At 66.5% G+C, this 16,362-nt stretch carries 13 protein-coding genes; 2 read left to right on the top strand and 11 right to left on the bottom strand.

From position 1 onward, the window contains the following. Positions 1–11 precede the first annotated feature (11 nt). Both ipdC and HL666_RS26315 read right to left on the bottom strand, forming a co-directional pair. Positions 12–1,649 carry an indolepyruvate/phenylpyruvate decarboxylase gene (gene ipdC / locus HL666_RS26320; protein WP_172184402.1) on the bottom strand — a complete coding sequence of 546 codons (1,638 nt, stop codon included), beginning with the start codon at positions 1,647–1,649 and terminating at the stop codon, positions 12–14. A gap of 126 nt (positions 1,650–1,775) precedes the next feature. Continuing rightward, the gene (locus HL666_RS26315; protein WP_172112839.1) at positions 1,776–1,976 is read right to left on the bottom strand and encodes a hypothetical protein; all 201 of its coding nucleotides are present in this window, start codon (positions 1,974–1,976) and stop codon (positions 1,776–1,778) included. A 201-nt stretch (positions 1,977–2,177) separates the two neighbouring features. Here HL666_RS26315 and gmd point away from each other — a divergent pair, with 201 nt between their 5' ends. Further along, entirely contained in the window at positions 2,178–3,269 is a 1,092-nt protein-coding gene (gmd, locus tag HL666_RS26310) for a GDP-mannose 4,6-dehydratase (protein ID WP_172112840.1), read from the top strand. A gap of 57 nt (positions 3,270–3,326) precedes the next feature. Here the strand turns inward: gmd and HL666_RS26305 are convergent, their stop codons facing one another. After that, complete coding sequence (locus HL666_RS26305) at positions 3,327–4,238, bottom strand: acyl-CoA acyltransferase (RefSeq protein WP_172184400.1); 912 nt, start codon at positions 4,236–4,238, stop codon at positions 3,327–3,329. Between the two features lie 170 nt (positions 4,239–4,408). Continuing rightward, positions 4,409–5,629 carry a hypothetical protein gene (locus HL666_RS26300; RefSeq protein ID WP_172184398.1) on the bottom strand — a complete coding sequence of 407 codons (1,221 nt, stop codon included), beginning with the start codon at positions 5,627–5,629 and terminating at the stop codon, positions 4,409–4,411. 132 nt (positions 5,630–5,761) lie between these two features. On the opposite strand from HL666_RS26300, the gene HL666_RS26295 reads away from it, so the two are divergent. Further along, entirely contained in the window at positions 5,762–6,946 is a 1,185-nt protein-coding gene (locus HL666_RS26295; protein ID WP_172184396.1) for a glycosyltransferase family 4 protein, read from the top strand. Between the two features lie 4 nt (positions 6,947–6,950). On the opposite strand, the gene HL666_RS26290 is transcribed toward HL666_RS26295, so the two are convergent. The 7 genes from HL666_RS26290 to HL666_RS26260 all read right to left on the bottom strand — a co-directional run bounded on the left by HL666_RS26290 (position 6,951) and on the right by HL666_RS26260 (position 16,346). Further along, positions 6,951–8,132 (bottom strand): glycosyltransferase family 4 protein, encoded by a 1,182-nt coding sequence (locus HL666_RS26290; RefSeq protein WP_172184394.1) that lies wholly within the window; start codon positions 8,130–8,132, stop codon positions 6,951–6,953. After that, the gene (locus tag HL666_RS26285; RefSeq protein ID WP_172184392.1) at positions 8,125–9,147 is read right to left on the bottom strand and encodes a polysaccharide deacetylase family protein; all 1,023 of its coding nucleotides are present in this window, start codon (positions 9,145–9,147) and stop codon (positions 8,125–8,127) included. Before HL666_RS26285 ends, HL666_RS26290 begins: the two co-directional genes overlap by 8 nt. Then, on the bottom strand, positions 9,144–10,664 hold the full coding sequence (locus HL666_RS26280; RefSeq protein ID WP_172184390.1) for a lipid II flippase MurJ: 1,521 nt from the start codon (positions 10,662–10,664) through the stop codon (positions 9,144–9,146). Before HL666_RS26280 ends, HL666_RS26285 begins: the two co-directional genes overlap by 4 nt. Next, positions 10,661–11,818, bottom strand: a complete 1,158-nt coding sequence (locus HL666_RS26275) for a glycosyltransferase family 4 protein (protein ID WP_172184428.1) — start codon at positions 11,816–11,818, stop codon at positions 10,661–10,663. Before HL666_RS26275 ends, HL666_RS26280 begins: the two co-directional genes overlap by 4 nt. After that, entirely contained in the window at positions 11,815–14,094 is a 2,280-nt protein-coding gene (locus HL666_RS26270; RefSeq protein WP_172184388.1) for an exopolysaccharide transport family protein, read from the bottom strand. Before HL666_RS26270 ends, HL666_RS26275 begins: the two co-directional genes overlap by 4 nt. A gap of 26 nt (positions 14,095–14,120) precedes the next feature. Continuing rightward, positions 14,121–15,275, bottom strand: coding sequence for a glycosyltransferase (locus HL666_RS26265; protein ID WP_172184386.1), 1,155 nt, complete (start codon positions 15,273–15,275; stop codon positions 14,121–14,123). A gap of 378 nt (positions 15,276–15,653) precedes the next feature. Then, positions 15,654–16,346, bottom strand: a complete 693-nt coding sequence (locus HL666_RS26260; protein ID WP_172184384.1) for a DUF2848 domain-containing protein — start codon at positions 16,344–16,346, stop codon at positions 15,654–15,656. Between the last annotated feature and the right edge of the window lie 16 nt (positions 16,347–16,362).

Raw genomic sequence — 16,362 nt, 5'->3', positions numbered from 1 at the left:
GGCCGATTGACCTACCCCTTGGCCATCCGTTCGCGAGCCGATTTGAAGCCGGCAACGAAGCGCGCCAGCGTGTCCGAGGTCTTGCCGCGCGGCAGCATCACCTCGACCAGCGAGAAGCGCCCGCGCCGATGCACGGCGCGCTCGAGCGCGGCCACGAGCTCGGCACGGGTGGCGACACGCTCGCCCGTGCCGCCGATGGAGTTGGCGATCTCGGCATAGTGCCAGTCGTCGAGATCGTTGAAGCGCGACTCCGGCTGGAACACGCGCAGCATCTCCCAGCTGCAATTGTTGAACAGCACGACGATGGGATCGAGGCCATAGCGGCGGCAGTTGCCGAGCTCCCAGCCGGTCATTTGGAATGCGCCGTCGCCGACCAGGATCAGCGGCCGCAGGCCGGTCGAGGCGACGCCGATTCCGGCGGGCACGCCGAAGCCCATTCCGGCGTAGTAGCCCGGTGCCGCCAGCGCCGTGTTGTCGATCTCCATGGCCGTGAACAGGCAGTCGCCGATATCCGAGGTCATCGGCATCCGGCCGTGCCGGTCGAACATGTCGTTGATCGCGGTTGCGATGTCCGACGGCGCGATGGGCAGGTCGTCCGCCGCAAGACCGCGAGGATAGGTCGAGCGTTGCCGGAGGAGACCCGCAGCGGTCGCCCGCGGCGTGGCGCGCGCCTCCAGCGCGTCGATGAGATCGCCAAGCGGCATGTCGCGATAGGCGTGATGCCCGATCTGCACCTCGCGGCTGGCCGCCAGGATCATGCGGCGCGGGTCCGGCGCCCGGTTCGACAACGCGAAATTGGTATCCGACAGAATGACGCCGAGCATCAGCACGAGATCGGCATCCTCGACGAGCTGGGTGATGGCCGGATCGCCGGCCGCGCCGAGATAGGTGCCGGCAACGACGTCGTCGGCATTGTCGAGCAGGCCGCGCCCCATGAAGGTGGTGACCAGCGGCAGGCCGAGCTTGCGCGCGAGCGCCGCGATCCGGTCCTCGACGCCATAGCGGCGGATTTCGACATCGACGACGATCACCGGACGCTCGGCCCTGGCAATGCGCGCGAGAATCTCGTCGACGCACTCGTCCAGCGCCTCGCGGTTGGCCGCGCGCGGAGGCAACGGCCGCACCGGCTCGACCTCGGCATCGACCATGTCGCGCGGGAATTCGATATAGACCGGCAGCGACAACTCCTTCGCGCTGCGCAGCACGCGCGCAATCTGGGCCGGCGCGGTCGCCGGATCACTGAGCACCGCCTGATCGCAGGTGACCTCCTTAAACACCGCGAGCTGGGTGTCGACGGTGCGCGCCTGGTGATGCAGCAGGAAGCCGGAGACGCGCTCCCGCGCGCCCGGTGCACCGGCGATGACGACGACCGGCGAACGCTCGGCATAGGCGCCCGCCACGGCATTGACGACATTGAAGGCGCCGGCGCCATAGGTGACGACGGCGACGCCGAGCCCGCCATGATAGCGGGCCGCAGCATCGGCCGCGAAGCCGACCGCCGGTTCATGACTGAGCGTCACGCTCGGCAGGATGCTGCTTTCCTCGATGACCTTGAACAGCGGCAGCACGAAATCGCCGGGTATTCCGAAGATCTCGCGCGCGCCGTGATCCTTCAGAGCGGCAAGCAGCGCATGGGACAGAGCGGGCATCCGGATCCTCCGGGGTGTGCGTGGCGTTCGGCCGGTGCTACACGATCAGGGATGCGCTGCCAATCACGCCGCCGTTCAACCTCTGCCGACGACTCCATCACACACTCGCCGCCACATGACGAGCCGCTAGTTCCGCGTGACCAGCTGGGCCTGGGCCGACGGGGCAGCCGGCGCGACGGCGTGCGGCGCGACCAGCACCGCCGCGAACAGGATCACAGCCGCAGTCATCATGCCGAGCTTCAGCATGACCGTCCTGCGATCGGTGATCGGCAGAAACAGAAAGAACAGCAGCGCCGCTGCCAGCACCAGATCGAGCATGTAGGACATGGATCGCCTCCTCCGTTGCCGGCGACCATGGGCCATGGGGGCTTTTCGCACTGTGTCCGCCGTCACGGAGCGCCGCCCGCCGCCGCATTCGGCGCGCAAAGCGCGCCGTCGATACCGACCCCACACGGTGGCTGCAAGCTGGATTGACCATCGCCGAGACGGTACACTGCCTGGAAAATTCAAACGGGGTTCTGACCTTTCATGACCAAGAAGCGAGCGCTCATCACCGGGGTCACGGGTCAGGACGGCGCCTATCTCGCCGAATTGCTGCTCAGCAAGGGTTACGAGGTCCACGGCATCAAGCGCCGCTCATCCCTGTTCAATACCGATCGGATCGACCATCTCTATCTGGACCCGCATGAGTCGGATCCGCCGTTCCGGCTGCATTATGGCGACCTGACGGATTCCTCCAGCCTCATCCGCATCGTCGGCGAGGTCCGCCCGCACGAGATCTACAATCTGGCGGCACAGAGCCATGTGGCCGTCTCGTTCGAGGAACCGGAGTACACGGCCAATTCCGACGCACTCGGCACGCTGCGGCTGCTCGAAGCCATTCGCATCGTCGGTCTCGAGAAGGAAACGCGGTTCTATCAGGCCTCGACGTCGGAGCTCTATGGACTGGTGCAGGAGGTCCCGCAGCGGGAGACGACGCCTTTCTACCCGCGGTCCCCCTATGCCGTGGCGAAGCTCTACGCCTATTGGATCACGGTGAATTACCGCGAGGCCTACGGCATGTATGCCTGCAACGGCATCCTCTTCAATCACGAGTCACCGGTCAGGGGCGAGACGTTCGTCACCCGCAAGATCACCCGCGCGCTCGCCCGCATCCACCTCAATCTGCAGGACCATCTCTATCTCGGCAACCTCGATGCGCTGCGCGATTGGGGGCACGCCCGCGACTATGTCGAGATGCAGTGGATGATGCTGCAGCAGAACGAGGCCGAAGACTACGTCATCGCCACCGGCGTGCAGCACTCGGTGCGCGACTTCGTCAATCTGGCGGCTGACGAGATCGGCCTCGCACTGGAATGGAGGGGCAGCGGCGCCGACGAGAAGGGCTATGACGCCGCCACCGGCAAGTGCCTCGTTTCGGTCGACCCGCGCTATTTCCGGCCGACCGAGGTGGCGACCCTGCTCGGCGACGCATCGAAGGCCAAGCAGAAGCTCGGCTGGGTGCCGCGGACGACGTTTGCAGAGCTGGTCCGCGAGATGATGCGGGAAGATCTCGAATCGGCCAAGCGCGACGAGCTGATCAAGCAGCATGGCTTCCGCTACTTCACGCGCCACGAGTGACGGGCGCGGGCGTCGGCGGCTGGAGGTCCCGGGTGACGTTTCTGCCGCGCCACTGCTCTATGCGTCGAACAGCGCAGCCTCGGTGAAAGCAAGGTCGCCGAGATCAGGCGGATGTGGTCCTTTGGCATATTTCCGGCCGCGCCGTTCGGAGTACCAGCCGACCAGCGCGGTCATCGGCGCGTTGGCATCGAGCCGCACCAGGAGTCCGCCCCGACGGAGCAGAAACCGTCCGATCGCGCTGGCAAAGCGGGCGACATCGGCCATGTCCCGAACATAGAGCAGCCTGTAGACCGGCAGCCAGTTCTTGACCCGGTGTTTCTGAAACACGAACGGATAAGAGATGCCCGCCTCGTGCACGACCATGCTGAGACAGCCCCAGTCGGCATGCTGCCGCAACAGGTCGACCTCATAGGCGGAGAGCCCCGCTGAATTGCTCTCCGCGAACTCGCCGATCGTCACTCCGGCCTTCGGCGGTGACAATGCCAGGGCCGCGTAGATCTGGCCGCGGCAATAGACCGAGAAGCCTTGCGCCTCGACCTGCGGCCAGGTGTGCGGCGCCGGTGTGATGTTGAAATATGTCACGGTCTTGTCGCGCGTGGCCGCACGAACCAGCATCGAGCTGAAGGCACGGAAAGCGGCCTCGACGTACCAGCTGGAGACGTTGGCCCTGACGATCGATACGCCGTCGCACTGCACTTCGGAAAACAGCAGCAGGATGACGCCGACCGGCGTGCCGCCATGGTCGAGACAATAGCCGAATGTCGGACAGCCCGCGGGCCGTGGACGGGCGGCGTGGCGCTCGAGCCCGCGCAACCAGTAGTCCTCACGGCGGAACGGGAAGCCGCGCGTCAGCAGCGCAGCAACTGCAGCAAGATCGGCCGTTCCAATTTCGCGGATGCGCACGCCAATGACCGGCTGGGCCGGCACAGCCCCCTCGCTCGCAAGACCGGTCTTTCTGATCGGCAGCATTCCGGATTTACTCGACCGATGATCGTTGTGCACGCTCGCCGCAGCAAGCGATGTTACCGCTGCAATTAGCCTAAAATGGGTGTGTCGCAGTGAACCACATCGTGCCGTCATTACCATCGCGTTAACGCGCGACATGGATTCCGCCGTCCGCCATCGTCAGCGGCGGTCGGTCACGGCCGCGGCACGCGAAACATGTAGGTCTCGTTGGCATTGAGCCCGTCGACGAAGAAGCGGCCGGGTCTTACGTCGATGCGACGCTGGAGCCCGTCCCATCCCCACACTTCGAGGCTGCGCGCCCAATCGGGCAATTCGATCTCGACCGCGCGGCCCGGCCGCTCGGTCCATCCGGCGATGTTCTGCCAGACGATCAGCTCGGCATCGGCGCCGGTCAACCGGTAGAGCGCGAGCTGCCGGTCGATCGACACGATCCTCATGTGGCCGGCGAGCTGCAGCACCGTCTTCAAGACCAGGCTGCGCGCCTCGGGCACCCACGGATCCTCACCGCTGGCCATCGCATAAGCGAGGCCATCGACACGCGGTGTGTCGCCGAGATTCCAGGGAAAAGCCACCACCGAGACCGGCGAACGACCATCCTGCCCAACCACGGCGAGCTGATCCCAGATCGCACTCAGAAACAATCTGGCCGCCACCTGCTCGTTATCCCATGCGCCAGCGCGCGCGACGTTGAACTCGGTGGTGTAGAAGTTGACATCCCGACGAAGGCCCATCGCCTGCTTGACGCGATCGAAGCAGGTCTGCACCGAGAACTCGCGTCCCCTGGTCATGGGATACCATCGATCATTGTAGTAGGTGTGAAGATCGATCCCGTCGAGCCGCCCGTCCGCGAGCAGATCGGCAATCGCCGGCCCATAGCCGCGCAGCGTCGCGTCGCCATGCGAGTTGCAGGTGGCGAAGCCGCCGGGAACGACCCGCAGCTTCGGATCGATGCTATGGACACCGTCGGCCAGTCCCGCCAACGCATCGTGGTAGTCCTTGCGCGGAATCGAGGCCTGCACGTCGGGCTCGTTGATCGCCGTGAAGATGGTTGCGCCCCAGTCGGGAATGCCGTTTTCCAAGCCCCAATCGCCCCCTGGGCGAAACCGCTTCGCCATCGCCTGTCCCGCAGCAAACCAGTCCTGATAGGATCCGATCGGCTGCGGCGGACTCAGGGTTTGATAGCTGCCCTCATATTCGAGCAGGATCAGCGGCGTGATGCCGTGCCGGTGCGCTTCGAGCATGGCCGCATCGAAATCCCGCGGCGTCGGAACACGCGCGAGCGTACGCCAGCCATAGGAATCCATCCGGCCCATCCTGGCGCCGACGCCATGCAGCGCCTGGTACAGCTGGGTGCTCTTGCCGGCGAGATGCGTGACGAGATTGCCGCCGCCCATGAAAGACCGGATCGTAGCACCGTTCACAACGTCGGCAACGCCCGGCGTTGCCGAGCCAATCGTTAACAGCACTATGCTAATGACCAGCAGATTGGAACGAAGTCGCAATGTCTAGTCCCGTAGATGTCCGTAATGACGTTTGAGATCGTCCAGGTCGTTCAAGAGATAAGCAATGCCGGCGGCGTGGAAACCGTTGCCATCGAGCTGGCACGTGTTTTCGGCCGGAATGGTTTATCGAATGTCGTTCTGGCCAGCACGGTGGCTGAGAATCTCGAACAGTCGATCCGGGTGGAGCGGGTTGCGCCATGGCTTGCGCGGATTCCGACCCGCGGGCTCTTCCGGTACATCGGTCGCGCGGTCGTCGTGCCGCTGTTCACGCTCGCAGCGACCCGGGCGCTTGCGCATCATCCTGACGCCCTCGTCATCAGCCACGGCGACAGTCTCAAAGGCGACCTGCTGATCGTTCACGCGGTCAATGCGCAGAGCCTTGCCGAGAAACGAGCCGCCGGCAGCTGGCGCTGGCTGCTCAATCCCATGCATCTCTGGGTGGCCTTGCGCGACCGGTTCATGATCGGCGGGCTTCGCTATCGCGCCTTCGTCGCAGTATCGGAGCGCGTGACCGCAGAGCTGCAGCGCTTCTATCGCGTTCCCTCCTCACACGTTCATGTCATCTCCAATGGAATCGATCTCCATCGCTTCAGCCGCGACGAGCAGGCGGGACAGGTGATCCGGCACGAGTTCGGCATTCCGAAGCATGCGCGCGTGCTGCTGTTCGTCGGGCACGAATTCCATCGCAAGGGATTGGCCCATGTCGTCGGCGCGCTCGATCGGCTCGGCGACGATGTCCGGCTGCTGGTGGTCGGCTCGGACAATCCGGCCCCCTATCGCAAGCTGACGCGCAAGGCGCAGGATCGGCTCATCTTTGCCGGCTCGCGATCCGACATGCCCGCGATCTACTCCGCCGCCGACGCGTTCGTCCTGCCGACGAGCTACGAGACTTTCTCGCTGGTCTGCATGGAGGCGATGGCCTGCGGGGTGCCGGTGTTCGCAACGCCGGCCGGCGGCATCGAGGACTATCTCCGCGATGGCATCAACGGCTTTCGTGTCCGGATGGACGCGGAGGACATCGCGACCAGGATCGCTGCCGTGCTCGATGATCCCGCGCTGCTGCAGCGGCTCCGGGACGGCGCGTGCGCAACGGCGCAGCGCTATGGCTGGGATGAGGTCGGGCTGAAATATATCGAGCTGCTCAGGCAGATCGATGCAGCCAAACGGGCACCGAGCCAGTCGGCGATGACGCTGTCGGCCAAAGCATAGCGCGCTAACGGCTCGCCTGGAGCGGCTGCCGCTGCACCATGCGGGACGCATTCCTCGACATGTCTGCAGCACGACACGCCGTCTCGATCGCACTTGCCACGGCGTCGTAGGTGAACCGCGCAAGCACATTGGTGCGCGCGGCCCGTGCGCACGTCGCCAGTTCCAGCCGGTCGGCCGTGAGACCGTCGATCAGCCGGCACAGGCGGTGCGGATCACGCTCCGGCACGATCCAGCCGCCTTCGCCGACCACATCCGGAATGGCACCGCAGGTCGATCCGATCACCGGAACGCCGCAGGCCTGCGCCTCGATGATTACCCGGCCGAATTGCTCGCGCACCGCACCGGTCGTCCGTGTCAGCAGCAGCAGCGCATCCAGGCCGCGCAGGAACGAAGCAACTTCGGCTGGCGAGGCCCACCCTTGCAGATCGACGCGAGCACCCAGGCCGAGTTCCTTCACCCGCTGGCGCAGATGTGCCTCGTGCGGGCCTTCGCCCATGATGCTCAGCGTGGCCGCGGACCTCGTGCGCGCGAGCGCCTCGAGGGCGTCATCGAGGCCTTTCTCGACCACGAGCCGGCCGACATAGCCGAGCCGCAGCGGCGCATCCGCAATCCGGGTCGGCCGCTCACCGGCCGGAGCGAAGGTCGCGAGATCGACGCCATAGCCGATGGGCGTCACCGGACCCGCATAGCCGCGCGCCCGAACGACATCGGTTGCCGCGGGACTGCGCGATAGAATGTGGTCGGTGCGGCCAAGGACGAACCTGCGGATCGCCTCGAACGGCGGCGGCAGCCGCTTCAGGATGTTCTGGTCGACCTCCAGCACCAGCGCTGCACGGCCGCGCAGCATCTGCGCCTGCAACGCCACGATGCTCCACGGCTCCTCCCAAAGGTGAATCACGTCGGGATCGAGCTCGCGCAACAGCCGGCGCAATGCCGGATAGAAATGCAGGTACCATTTCATCGGACCGACTTCCGGCAGCCGGATCGGCAGGCGATGGACCGGATAACGATCGTCAAAGGGCGCAGCGGTGATCGTACGGCCGAACTCCTTCCACACCTCCGGCATGACGAGGTGCAGATCGACGTCCGGCCGGGACGCGAGATGACGATAACGCAACCGGCCCGCTTCGCTGCTGGTGGCCGGATGCGCAATCGAGACGATCCGCAAACGCCCCCTGCTAGACACGGCCCATCACCTTTGCTGCGGCACCGCTCAGACCCGTCAGATGCATTTCCATCGTCGCGACGGACCGATGCGATCCATTCATGGTGTTGCGCGGGATCGAGAACGGATCCTGGCCGCCATGGACCAGCCCCTTGCGCGTGGTCGCAGCGCTCGAAAATCCGGCCTTCTGCGCAAGCGCGAAATCGCGCGGACCGCAATCGGCCGCGCGCCCGTAAGGAAACGCGAAGTGCTCCACCTCGATTCCCAGCCGCGCGTTCAGACGCAGCCGCGCGTCTGCCAGTTCATGCATCGCGTCCCGAGGGGACAGTGAGGCGATCCGCGCATGCGACACCGTGTGCGCGCCGATCTCGACCAGCGGATCGCGCGCGAGCGTCTCGAGCATCTCCCAGGAGATCGCGTGCTTCCAATGCATCGCATCGATGTCGATGCCGTTGGCGGCACAGAACGCGGCGTAACGATCGGCCGCCTGCGGGCCGTCCCAGCTTGCCGCAATCTGGGCGAACGCCGCGCGGCGCTGCTCGGGGCTCGAGAGCGTCATCTCCTCACCATCGACCGTCACGCGATCCTCGCTCAGCAGCGCATCCTCGAGGCCGGCCGCCCACAGCGGCAAGGTGCCGTCGGGAATCCCCGTGGTGACAAACAGCGTCACCGGCACATTGTGCCGACGAAACACCGGCACCAGCAGCTCGAACGTGTCGCGGTAGCAATCATCGATCGAGAAATTGACGTAGCGGCGGGTCGACTCGGCGCCCGCCGCCCGACGCAACGCCTCGCTGATGGTCACGACATTCCAGCCCTGATCGCGGACATAGCCGAGGAAGCGGTCGAGAAAATCGGCATCGACGTAGAAGTCGCGGTTGGGCAGACGCTCCCATTGCTGCGACGGCGCCGCACGGTGGAAGGTCAAGCAGCAGCCGCGCGGACCGAGCACGCGGTCGGCGGCCTTGGCGAGCGGAAGAACGAATGCGCTGGACGCCATCATGGCCTTGGCGGCGGCGAGGGCCAAAATCGTCAACTCAGCTCTCCCTTCATCTTGAACGTGCGACGAACATGCCTGAACGCAGCGGCCACATTGGACGGCAGCAGAATTCCGATCGCGAAAGCAAGGCAGAGCAGATACGCCAAGCCGCCGAGGAACAGACGCGGCAGCAGGGTCGGGACTGCGTCCTGGATCATCATGCCGAGCACGACCATCAACGCCGTCGGCAGCAGCGCCAGGCCGATCACGAGCAGGAGCTTTCGCGCATCGCCGAGCACGAAGACGACGCCACCCAGCAGCACGAGGCTGCGGATCGCCTCCCCGATGCCAAGCAGCTGCATGCCGGCGGCCGGTGACGGGTCGAACAGATGGGTCAGCAGATTGAAGCCGATATTGGACAGATAGGCCGAGACGATGATCAGCGCGGCGACGCCGTTGCGGCCGGCGCCGTTGAGCAGCCGGATCAGGATCCAGCCAAGCGTCGCGGCCCACACGCCGCAGGCGATGCCCTTCAGAGCGTGCGAGGTCAGCAGCAGTGCTTCGTCACCGAAGGCACCGCGGAAATAGATCAGGCGCACGATGTCGGTCGAGAACACCAGGAGGAACGCGGACGCCGGCAGGGTCAGCGCGAGCAGCGGCCGGAGCAGCGCCTCGGTCTGGGCCCGCGGATCGCCCGGCGCATGCTGCGACAGCACGGCCATGCCGAGCGGCTGGCTGATCAGGAGCAGTGCGCTTTCGGTCAGGGAGCGGGCGTAGTCCAGCGACGCGACGGCCCCCGTGGTCAGGCGCGACGCGGTGAGACGCTCGATCCAGACATTGCCCTGCTCGGCGAGAGGCAGCGCGAGCAGCACGCGCAGCCGCTTGAAGAACTCGATGCCCTTGTCGGCGACCGTGCGGACGGTCAGTCCGGAGAAGCTCAACTCGCCCTCGCGCCACAGCGAGAACAGCCCCCATGCCGCAAGGCCATTGAAGGCAACGGTGAAGGCGCAGGCGAGCATATAGGCATCGCCGGTCAGCGCGAGCAGGCCGATGCCGCCGATCACTGCGACGTTCAGCAGGCTGGCTCGGACATTGGTCAGCCGGGTGCGGCCAAGCGCGATCTCGCCGGCCGCGAGCACGTTGAGGATCGCCGAGGCCGGCATGCCGAACGCCATCATGCGCACGAAATGCAAGGTGAGCTCGCGCCCCTCCGCCGAGAAGCCGCCGACGACCGCGCTCACCCAGAGCTCGCCGAGCAGCAGGATGATCGCGGTCACCGCGCTCGAGACGACGGCGATGACGATCGTCAGCGCACCGAGGCTGCGCGCGGCATTCGGCCGCTGCAGCGCCTCGCGATGCATCGGGATCATGATCGCCGGCACGCTCTCGTTCTGCAGGAAAGCGAGCGGGATGAGCACGGCGGCCATGGCGGCACGGAACCCGTCCGCGATCAGCGAGGCGCCCAGCACATGCGCCATCAGCACCTCGCGGGCGAAGCCGAGCAGCTTGCTCGCCAGCGCACCGCTGATCAGCAGCGCACTGAAGCGCTTGAGCGAGTGACCGGAGGCGCTCACACCGCCGCTCCGGCACCGACGCTGCGGATCAGAAGTCCGATGGAGTCGAGCATGCGCGCGAGACCGTAGTGCGTGCGCGCGCGGCGCGCAGCGTAGTCGAGCTGCGGCTTGAGGATCTCCGGCTCGACGAGCACGGCATCCAAGGCTTCGGCCAGCGCCCGCGCGTCGCCGGGCGGCACGAGCATGCCGGCGCGGCCATGCTCCAGAATGTCGGGCGCAGCGCCGGCATCGGTCGCAATCACCGGCACACCCGCGAGCATGGCCTCGACCAGGGTACGACCGAATGGCTCGGGGTCGATCGACGGGTGCACCATCGCATCGACGGCCTGCATCAACAGCGGCACATCGCTGCGATGGCCGAGGAAGTGAACGCGATCCCCGAGGCCGAGCTCGGCGACGAGCCGCTTCAGCTCGGTCGCATAGTCCTGCTCGCCGAACAGCGCATCGCCGACAACGATGCCATGAACGCCTGGCAGCTTGGCCAGCGCCTCGATCAGAACGTGCTGGCCCTTCCATCGTGCGAGCCGGCTGAAGACGCCGACCAGCGGTCCAGACGGCAGGCCGAGGCGCAGCCTCAGCTCCTGCTGCGACACCGGCAAGGGCTCGATGGCCAGGCCGTTGGGCACGACGTCGACCAGCGAGCGCCGGCCGCCGGCATCGATGAACGCGGCGGCGGCCGCCTCGGACGGAACGATCACCCTCGCGGCGAAGCGATTGGCGAGGAACACCTGCATACGCCGCTGTAGCTTGCCGAAATGGGCCGGGCTGATGATGTCGTGCAGATGCCAGATCAGCGGCCGGCGCGCCACGATGTTGGCGATCGCCGCCAGCACGAACGCCTTCTGCGAATTCGCGTAGACCACGTCATGGCGGCGGGCGACGCGTGCGAGCTCGGCCGTGATCGCAGCAAGGCGGCCGAACAGCGGCAACGCCCTGAGCCACGAGCTGTCGCGCCTGAATTGCGACAGGCCACGGCCCCAGCGCGACGCGATCACGGACAGTCCGCGGTCTGACAGTGCCCTGGCGAGCGGCCCCGGCTCGAACAGGAAAGCCGACGAGTCCCGACGGCCCTGGACCACGTCGAGCAGGATCAGCTCGGCGCCGCCGATCTGTCCGGTGTGGTCGACGAACAGGACGCGCTCGGCCGACATCAGCCGACTCCGGCGAAGGCTGGCGCTGGGGTGGTCTGAGGCGCGGTCGTGGCGTGTTGCTCGGCTTCGGTCATGGTGACGACGATACCGACGTCGATCGCTCCGAGCGCCCTGCTCTTGTTCACCGTAGCGACCGCCGGCTCGATCAGCGAACGGTCGCTGCGCACGCAGACGATCACCCAGTCGGTGCCCGCCAGGAAATCGTCGCGCTGCGACGGCAGGGGCGTATCGACGATGACGGCGTCATAGCCATCGAGGCCGGAGAGCAGAACGTCGAGGCTGATCGCATCGAGGATGTCTCCGACCGGCCCGTTGGCCGCGCCCGCAGGAAGCACATCGAGGCAGGGATGCTCGGTGCGCAGCACCGCCTCGTGCAACGCCGTGCCATGCTCCAGCGCGCCCAGCCATCCCCGGCTCGGCGGCAGGGCCATGACCTCGGCGAACCGTGCATGCGCGATGTCGCATTCGACCAGGAGAACGCGCCGGCCCGCGGCCGCCAGATGCTCCGCGAGCGCGCAGGCCGTGGTCGTCTTGCCATCGCCGGCATCCGGAGATGTCACGACGATGCGGTGCGGCCGCGCCGACTGCTCCAGTCCGAGCTCGTGGACGAGGTCGTGCAGCGTGTGCTGAAAGTCCGTGTCCTCGGAAGCGAGGCGCAGCACGTGTGGGATCGCGAGCGGCTGATGCCCCTGGAGGATGGCGCCAAGGGCGGACATCTGCCGCAAGCTCTTCAGGCGCGGCAGGCAGGCCAGAATGGAAACGTCGGCGACGCTCGGGAGATGAGATCTTCGCTCCGGCGATGCGGCAGACGTCGTCGTCGTCATCTCCGGCGGCGCAATGCCGGGCTCGGCCAGGTCCGGGACGATCGTCGGAGCTTCGGCGACGTCGGGGGCGTCGGTCGGCTGCGCAGATGCGTCCGGGGCCGCGGGCACCGGTGGCTCGATGACGCGCGAACCGAGCTGATCGGCGAGCAGCGCGGCGCCGGCGCCGAAGATCAGCGCCAGCGTCAGGCCGGCAGCGAGGAACGGAATCTTCTTCGGGAAAAACGGCTTGCTCGGCAGCTCGGCGAGACTGACGAGGCGCGTGCTGCCGCGCAGGACGCGACGCTCGGTCTCGAGCTCGCTCGCTTTCTTGTACAGCTCGGCATATTGCTGGCGCTTGATCTCGGTGTCGCGCACCATGCTCTCGATCGACGCTTCGTCCAACGTCGCCGAGCCGGCCTCGGCCTTGGCCGTGTCCATCTGCTTCTTCAGCGAGTTCACCAGCGCGTTGTTGGCGTCGAAGGTTTTCTGCGCGCTCGCTGCGATCGACTGCATCTCTTCGACGAGCCGCTGCTGAATGATCGCCTGCTCTCGCGTCAGCGCCAGGATCGACGGATGCTTCGGGCCGAGCACGCCGGCGGCGCTCGCGAGCTGGGCGCTGACCGTGGTCAGCTGCTGCTTGAGGTCGGCGATGGTGCGGCTCTGCAGCACCGACGGCGCGTCGGTCGGCCCGCGCTCCTGCTCCGACTTGATCTCCTGCAGCCGCGCGGCCGCCTCGGCCCGCGCGGCCTCCGCCTGCGACAGCTGCTGGCCGATGCTGGTCAGCCGCTCCGACGAGATCGGCGCATTGGCGCCGCGCATCAGGCCCTTGGTGCGACGGAACTTCTGGATCTTCTCGTCGGACTCGCGCAGCTGCTGATCGAGCTGCTTCAGCTCCTGCCAGAGCCAGGAGGTCGCGACCTCGCGGCTGTTGGCGCCTTCGGTGCGCTGGTCTTCGAGGAAGGCCTGCGTCAGCGCATTGGCGAGCGTCTTCGCCACCTCGGGGCTGCCGGACTGATAAGAGATGTTGATGACGCGCGAGCGGCCGGCCGAGGCGACGCTGAAACGGCCGTCGACGTGATCGATGAAGGCACCGGAGTCGGTCCTGAGACGCTGGCACGCATCCGTCGAGCCCATCAGGCGGCCGCGCTCGCATTCGCCGACCACCGCGTCGACGACGCCGGGCGAGGACATGATCTGACGCAACAAGCGAGGCGAGCGGATCACCAAGAGCTGGCTCTCCATGTCGGCGGGATCGCCGATCTTCTGCGCCCAGGCCGCCGACGTGTTGGCGCCGGGTTCCTGCTCCGCGATGATCACGGACGCGGTGGCCAGATAACGCACGGGCAACAGGACCAGTGCGGCGATCGCAAGACCGAGCACTGCGCACGCGACAATGGCGAACACGTCGCGGCGGCGCCAGATCCGGGCGACGGCGTCAAAGCCCGACAAGGCCTCCGAGAGAGCCGCCTGCCTCATGATCTGCGCTCACACCACATGCCAACTCACGCAATCAACCGCGTCGCGCGGCTCTGATGTCCCGCACGGAAGCTCTCGATCTCCTCGTTGACCGCCGCGACGAACTGGCTGCGGAAGCGATCGGCCGAGAAGAAGCCGGCACGCTGGCGGCAGTCGAGACGCGAAATCGATTTCTCCTTGGCCACGAACGCGCGGACGCATTCGGCGATCGCCGCGGGCTCGGGAGTCTCGAAGAACATGCCGGTCGGACGGGGCCCGGTGGCCAGGATCGACTCCCGCGCACCGCCGCGGCCCAGTGCCAGGACCGGCGCGCCCTCGGACTGCGCCTCGACCGGGATGATGCCGAAATCCTCCTCCGCCGCGAACACGAAGGCGCGGGCGGTGGTCATGAGATCGCGCAACTGCTTGTCGGGCACGAAGCCGGCGAAGGTCACGTTCGGGCCCGCGATCGACTTCAACCGCGCCGCTTCCGGACCGTCGCCGGCGACGACCAGGTCGAGGTCCGGCATGGTGTTGAAGGCGCGGACGATCGGCTCGATGCGCTTGTAGGGAACGAGACGGCTCGCGGCCAGGAAGTGGTTGCCGACCGGGAGGATCGCGTCGCGCTGGCCGATCGTCACGGGCGGATAGATCACCTTGGCGTCGCGGCCGTAGATCTTCTTGATGCGGCGGGCGACGAATTGCGAGTTGGTGAAGATGGCATCGGGGCCGTGCGCGGTACGCGCGTCCCAGATCCGCATCTTGTGCAGCAAGGTGCGGGCGATGAGGCCCTTGATGCCCGTCGCGTAGCCGCTCTCCTCCAGGTACTGGTGCTGCAGGTCCCAGGCGTAGCGCATCGGCGAATGCACATACGCGATGTGCAGCTGCTCCGGCCCGGTCAGCACGCCCTTGGCCACGGCGCAGCTTGAGGAGATCACGAGGTCGTAGCTCGACAGATCGAGCTGCTCGATCGCCAGCGGCATCAGCGGCAAGTAGGAGCGGTGATACTTCCGCAGCAACGGCATCTTCTGCAGGAAGCTCGTCTGCGACCGCTCGAAGCCGAGCTTGGTGCGGTCCTCGGGACGGAGCAGATCGAACAGCGTGAAGACATCCGCGCCGGGGTAGCAGCGCAGGATCTCCTGCAGCACCTTCTCGGCGCCGCCGAGAACGTAAAGCCAATCGTGGACGATCGCGACGCGCATCCCGCTCTCCCAAGTCCCTGGGTATTTGAACAAACCCTTAAGGGAGGCGTTCACGCGCACAAAACCAATCCTAAACTTCTAGTTAATCGCCCTTGTCCTCCGACCCGTCGAATCCGCTGCTATCAGGTAAGGATCGGTTAAGGATATATAAGCCTCGCCGCGTCTCGATTTGCGACATGTGTGCCGGACCAGAACGAACAACACGGCTATGGTCTCGCTTCGGCACACTCGGCACCATAGGCCGCCTTGCTTAACAGGCCCTTGCCGACCGCAACGCCTGCGCGCATGACACCATGCGCAGCGACGACCGCGACGACGCGCCGCGGACTCCGCGTCGCACGCTCCCGCCGCACGCGATCGTGATCGCGCGCGTCGATCTCAGCCGGCGATGACGAGCTGCTGAACCGCGTAGCCGTGACGGATGACGCGATCGAGCACGGAATCGACCAGCTCGAAGTCGAAGCGATCGGCCGGGCGGATGCCGCCCAGGGCTGCGAAGGTGCCGCCGAACATCGCGGTGCCCTCGGGCATCCCCGCCTCGCCATAGCGGCGCGCGATCAGATCGGCCGGCGCCAGCATACCGCTCAGCGCGCCCTCCTGATACAACACGCGCTCGCCGCCGATGGTCGCGTAGGCGCGCAGCATCAACCGGTCCCAATGCGCGGCAACGTCGTCGACCAGCCACAGCTCCGGCGCCACCGGCTTGTCGCACATCTGCTTCGACACCGTGATGTTGTAGGTCTCTACCTTGCGGTCGGTATGATCGGAGCCGACGCCGACCAGCAGCCTGCCGCCGGATTTCACCAGCACGAACTCGACCTCGCCGGAGGAGTCGCCGCCGCTGACCTCGATGCGGTCGGATGTCGTCAGCCGGCTCGCCGCGACCTCGTAATAAATTGGCGTCGTCGCCGGGCGGGGAATGCCGAGCTCCTCCAGTTCGGCGATGTGCTTGTCGCGCGCGACCGGATCGCGCCCGGTCCAGCCGGCGATGACGAGGCGGTCCAGCGTGACAGGCTGCCGCGTCGCTCCGCCGTTTGCGTGAACCAGGACATCGATCGTCGTGCCGCTCATCGTCTCATCGCCCTTT

Origin of the sequence: Bradyrhizobium aeschynomenes (genome assembly GCF_013178945.1) — a bacterium.
GTDB classification, from domain to species: domain Bacteria; phylum Pseudomonadota; class Alphaproteobacteria; order Rhizobiales; family Xanthobacteraceae; genus Bradyrhizobium; species Bradyrhizobium aeschynomenes.
This window is presented reverse-complemented; position numbering and strand designations above follow the sequence as displayed.

Excerpts from the sequence above, each read along its gene's own strand:
- HL666_RS26260 (WP_172184384.1), bottom strand. The coding sequence starts at position 16,346 with ATGAGCGGCACGACGATCGATGTCCTGGTTCACGCAAACGGCGGAGCG.
- HL666_RS26315 (WP_172112839.1), bottom strand. The coding sequence starts at position 1,976 with ATGTCCTACATGCTCGATCTGGTGCTGGCAGCGGCGCTGCTGTTCTTT.
- HL666_RS26300 (WP_172184398.1), bottom strand. The coding sequence starts at position 5,629 with ATGGGCGGCGGCAATCTCGTCACGCATCTCGCCGGCAAGAGCACCCAG.
- ipdC (WP_172184402.1), bottom strand. The coding sequence starts at position 1,649 with ATGCCCGCTCTGTCCCATGCGCTGCTTGCCGCTCTGAAGGATCACGGC.
- HL666_RS26265 (WP_172184386.1), bottom strand. The coding sequence starts at position 15,275 with ATGCGCGTCGCGATCGTCCACGATTGGCTTTACGTTCTCGGCGGCGCC.
- gmd (WP_172112840.1), top strand. The coding sequence starts at position 2,178 with ATGACCAAGAAGCGAGCGCTCATCACCGGGGTCACGGGTCAGGACGGC.
- HL666_RS26305 (WP_172184400.1), bottom strand. The coding sequence starts at position 4,238 with ATGCTGCCGATCAGAAAGACCGGTCTTGCGAGCGAGGGGGCTGTGCCG.
- HL666_RS26270 (WP_172184388.1), bottom strand. The coding sequence starts at position 14,094 with ATGAGGCAGGCGGCTCTCTCGGAGGCCTTGTCGGGCTTTGACGCCGTC.
- HL666_RS26295 (WP_172184396.1), top strand. The coding sequence starts at position 5,762 with ATGACGTTTGAGATCGTCCAGGTCGTTCAAGAGATAAGCAATGCCGGC.